Raw genomic sequence first — 3,729 nt, forward strand, 5'->3', positions numbered from 1 at the left:
GTGGACATCAAACCCCACGAATCGGATATTATTCTCCATCGACCGGCTCCTTTCGTTTGTAGCCCTGCGCTACCTTTCTCCAACTCGCAGCGTAACCTACGATATCTGCGAATCGGAGCCGGTCGTTCCATACTGACTAGAATCCTTTGTCACATTTTCAAGACGGGCCGAAAGCGCACCTTGCCCCTCATCGAACGACGGGCACTTTCTCGTCGTTCCGATGCGTGGAATGTCATTCGATCGATAGCTGGATGCGATATTTGGTTCCACCGTTGGAGGCCTTGCGTTCCCGGCGGTTGCGTGAAAATTCCAGCAACGGCCGTCATCGTACACGGCATTTTGTCGAAAAGCGCGTTAACCCGATGTTTCGGGAATCAACGGAAAGATCGGCAGTGGCGCAGTCAGCCGTTCGTGTTTAGCGGCGCAGGTTTCATGCCCGAGATCACGGCATAGATGAGGTTGCGGTAGGAACAGGAGACCTCGACGAATCCCGACTCACGCATCCATGCAAGCTGCTGTCCCACCGTCGCCGGCAGGTCCCGTTGCATCCGCTCGAGCGCCGCGCTCAGGTCGCGCTCGGTCGCCTTCAGCTCGCGCGCCCGCTTGATCCACGTCTCGCGCGAGCGGCGATCGATCGCCGCCGTCTCGCCCGCGACCTGGTCGGCATTGATGAAGACGCCGCCCGCCGTGAGGTACTTGAAGATGTCGGCGAAGAGATGGCGCTTGCCGCTGTCGGGCAGATGATGCAACGCCAGCGCCGACACCACCGCGTCATAGGATTTCGCGGGCGCTGCCGCGGTGAAATCCGCGGTCACGAAGCGCGCGCGCCGGCCAAGCGGCTTCAGCCGCTGGCGCGCGATCGTCATCATCTCGGGCGTAAGGTCGAACAGCGTGAGCTGGGCCTTCGGGAACATCGCGGCGATCATTCCTGATAAGAATCCGGTGCCCGAACCGAGGTCGAGCAACTCGAACCGGTCCGCGGTCGCGAAGGGCAGCAGGTCGAGCGCCGCGCGATGGAAATCATCGAAGCACGGGACAAGCTTGCGAAGCGCGCGATCGTGCGCTTCGGGGCCGGATGCGGAGGCTTTGCGAACCGCCTGAACCATCGACAGAAGCCTAGCAACCCGGACCGCGTTCGGGCGAACGGAATTTCGTGCGCAATCCGCGCCGATTTCCGCGTCGAGCGCGCTCATTTGACACGGTCGAGGGCGGAGTGAATATCCTTTCGGCATCCCCAAAGACGCGGAGGGCGTATGGCGACCGTTAGGCTTATCGAGTACGGCGAGGCGAGCGCGGAGGTCCGGGCCGTCTATGACGACATCATGGCGGCGCGCAAGACCGATTGGGTAAACAATTTCTGGAAGGCGCTCGCCAATCATCCGCCGACGCTCAGACGCACCTGGGACAGCATCAAGGAAGTGATGGCGCCGGGCGCGCTCGACCGCTTGACCAAGGAGATGCTCTACATCGCGGTCAGCGCGACCAACGGATGCGAATATTGCGTTCGCTCGCATACCGCGGGTGCGCGCAAGGCGGGGATGAGCGAAGCTATGCTCGGCGAACTGATGGCGGTGGTCGGGATGGCGAACGAAACGAACGCCCTCGCCAATGGCTACCAGGTCGAGGTCGACGACGCCTTCAAATAGAGGCGTTCTTCGCTCATAAACGGATCGCGCCGAGGACTGAGATGAAGACGATAACCGGCGGATGCCTCTGCGGAGCGGTGCGCTACGAGGCGCGGGGAAAGCCGCTCTTCGCGGTTTATTGCCATTGCCGCGATTGCCAGCGCGCGTCGGGAAGCGGACACGTGCCGGTGATGGGGATGCCGAAGGAGTTGTTCACCGCAAGCGGCGCGACGACGAGCTACACGGCGGCCGCGATGAACGGACGAAGGTCGGTCCGCCACTTCTGCCCGACCTGCGGCAGCCTGCTCTTCGGAACGTCGGACGCGGCGCCGGACGCGGTCAGCCTCTATGTCGGCACGCTGGACGACTCGTCGGTATTTGAGCCCGAAGCCGTTATGTTCACGCGCGATCGCGCACGCTGGGACGCGACCGCCGGAAACCTGCCGGAATTCCATACGATGCCGCAGCCGCCGGCGACGGATGGCGGGTAACAAGGCAAGGCCGCCCGGCTGCCTCTCTCACCGGTCCGGATTCTCCGCCCCCCGATATCGGTCTCCTCGAGACTATCGGCCCAAGGTCCGGCTTGCCCGCGGCCGTCAAGTGCGTTGGTATAGCCGGGATGTACAATGAGCCGATAGCGGACACCTCGCTCGTCGGATGCCTTCGCTGCGACTTGTTGCAGCGCCTGCCGAATCTGGCGCCGGGCGCGTCGGCGCGCTGCCCGCGCTGCAACGAAGAGCTGTGGCGCTATCGGGAGGATTCGCTGAACCGGACGCTCGCGCTGGCGATCGGCGCGGCGCTGCTTTACGTGGTGGCGAATTCCGTGCCGATGCTGGGTCTGACGATCGTCGGGCGCGCAGCCTCGACCACCGTGATCGGCGGCGCCAGCCATCTCTGGGAGAACGGACAGAAGATGGTCGGCGCTCTGGTGTTTCTCACCGCCGTCGCCGCGCCCGCGCTGCAGATCGGTTTCATGCTCGCGATCGTGGTCGGAGCCTGTCGCGGCCGTCCGCGAAAATGGGTGGGCACGCTGCTGCGCCATCATCCGACCACCCGCCTGTGGAGCATGATCGAAGTGATGATGCTCGGCGTGCTGGTGGCGCTGGTCAAGATCGCTGACTACGCGACGGTGATTCCGGGTATGGCGCTGTTCGTGCTCGGCGCGCTGGTCTTCGTGCTCGCCGCGATGCAGGCGAATTTCGATCCCAAGCAGGTGTGGGACAGGATCGAGTGGGCGAATGACGGCTCGGGCGCGGTCGCCGCGGAGCGCGCCCGCGGAAATCCGATGGCCCAGGCGAGCCAATGAGCGCATCCCCGCCCATCGCGATGCAGCAGGGCCTGCAGAGCTGCGAAACCTGCGGGCTGCTCTCGCGTCCCGCCCCGGGCGAGGCCGAAGGGCTCTGCCCGCGATGCGACGAGCCGCTCGAGTTTCGCAAGCGCGACAGTATCCAGCGTACCTGGGCATACCTGATCGCCGCCGCGGTCTGTTATATCCCGGCCAACATCCTCCCCGTGCTGACGACGACCACCGCCGCCGGCTCCGATTCCGACACGATCCTGCAGGGTGTGGTCTTGCTGTGGTCGCCGACCGGATGGCCGCTGTCGCTGATCGTGCTCATCGCGAGCATCATGATTCCGAGCGCGAAGATCATCGCGATGGCCTATCTGCTGATCAGCGTGCAGCGCGGGTCGGTGACGAACAATGAGCAGCGGATCCGGATGTACCGGACCGTCGAGTTCATCGGACGCTGGTCGATGGTTGACGTGTTCGTCGACACCTTTACCGCCGCGCTCATACAGCTGCAGCCGCTGATGTCGGTCGAACCGGGGCCGGGCCTGTTTTTTTTCGCGGCGGTGGTTGTGCTGACTATGTTGGCGGTCGAGTCGTTCGATCCGCGCCTGATCTGGGACGCCGTCAATTTGAAAGAGGTTGCACATGGCTGATCCGCAAACGCCGCCCGGCGCGATTCCCGAATCGAGGGCGGTCTCCAGGAAGCAGACCAGGCTTTCGATGGTCTGGGTCATCCCGATCGTAGCGGCGGCTGTCGGCGTATGGGTGGGTATCGCCAGGCTCCGGAGCGAAGGTCCGAAGATCACGATCGTG

The 3,729-nt window shown here is 63.8% G+C and carries 5 protein-coding genes; 4 read left to right on the forward strand and 1 reads right to left on the reverse strand.

All coding sequences use genetic code 11. The features are described 5' to 3' along the window. Positions 1-401 precede the first annotated feature (401 nt). Positions 402-1,106 carry a methyltransferase domain-containing protein gene (locus VMI09_16325; protein HTQ26255.1) on the reverse strand — a complete coding sequence of 235 codons (705 nt, stop codon included), beginning with the start codon at positions 1,104-1,106 and terminating at the stop codon, positions 402-404. A 147-nt stretch (positions 1,107-1,253) separates the two neighbouring features. On the opposite strand from VMI09_16325, the gene VMI09_16330 reads away from it, so the two are divergent. The 4 genes from VMI09_16330 to VMI09_16345 all read left to right on the forward strand — a co-directional run bounded on the left by VMI09_16330 (position 1,254) and on the right by VMI09_16345 (position 3,569). Continuing rightward, a complete protein-coding gene (locus tag VMI09_16330) occupies positions 1,254-1,646 on the forward strand; it encodes a carboxymuconolactone decarboxylase family protein (protein HTQ26256.1) in 393 nt (130 codons plus the stop codon). A 41-nt stretch (positions 1,647-1,687) separates the two neighbouring features. Next, complete coding sequence (locus VMI09_16335) at positions 1,688-2,116, forward strand: GFA family protein (protein HTQ26257.1); 429 nt, start codon at positions 1,688-1,690, stop codon at positions 2,114-2,116. A 92-nt stretch (positions 2,117-2,208) separates the two neighbouring features. Beyond that, positions 2,209-2,931 carry a paraquat-inducible protein A gene (locus VMI09_16340; GenBank protein ID HTQ26258.1) on the forward strand — a complete coding sequence of 241 codons (723 nt, stop codon included), beginning with the start codon at positions 2,209-2,211 and terminating at the stop codon, positions 2,929-2,931. Beyond that, positions 2,928-3,569 carry a paraquat-inducible protein A gene (locus VMI09_16345; protein ID HTQ26259.1) on the forward strand — a complete coding sequence of 214 codons (642 nt, stop codon included), beginning with the start codon at positions 2,928-2,930 and terminating at the stop codon, positions 3,567-3,569. The genes VMI09_16340 and VMI09_16345 overlap by 4 nt, the downstream gene beginning before the upstream one ends. Positions 3,570-3,729: the final 160 nt, after the last annotated feature.

Source organism: Candidatus Binataceae bacterium (assembly GCA_035500095.1).
In the GTDB taxonomy this organism is placed as follows: domain Bacteria; phylum Desulfobacterota; class Binatia; order Binatales; family Binataceae; genus JAKAVN01.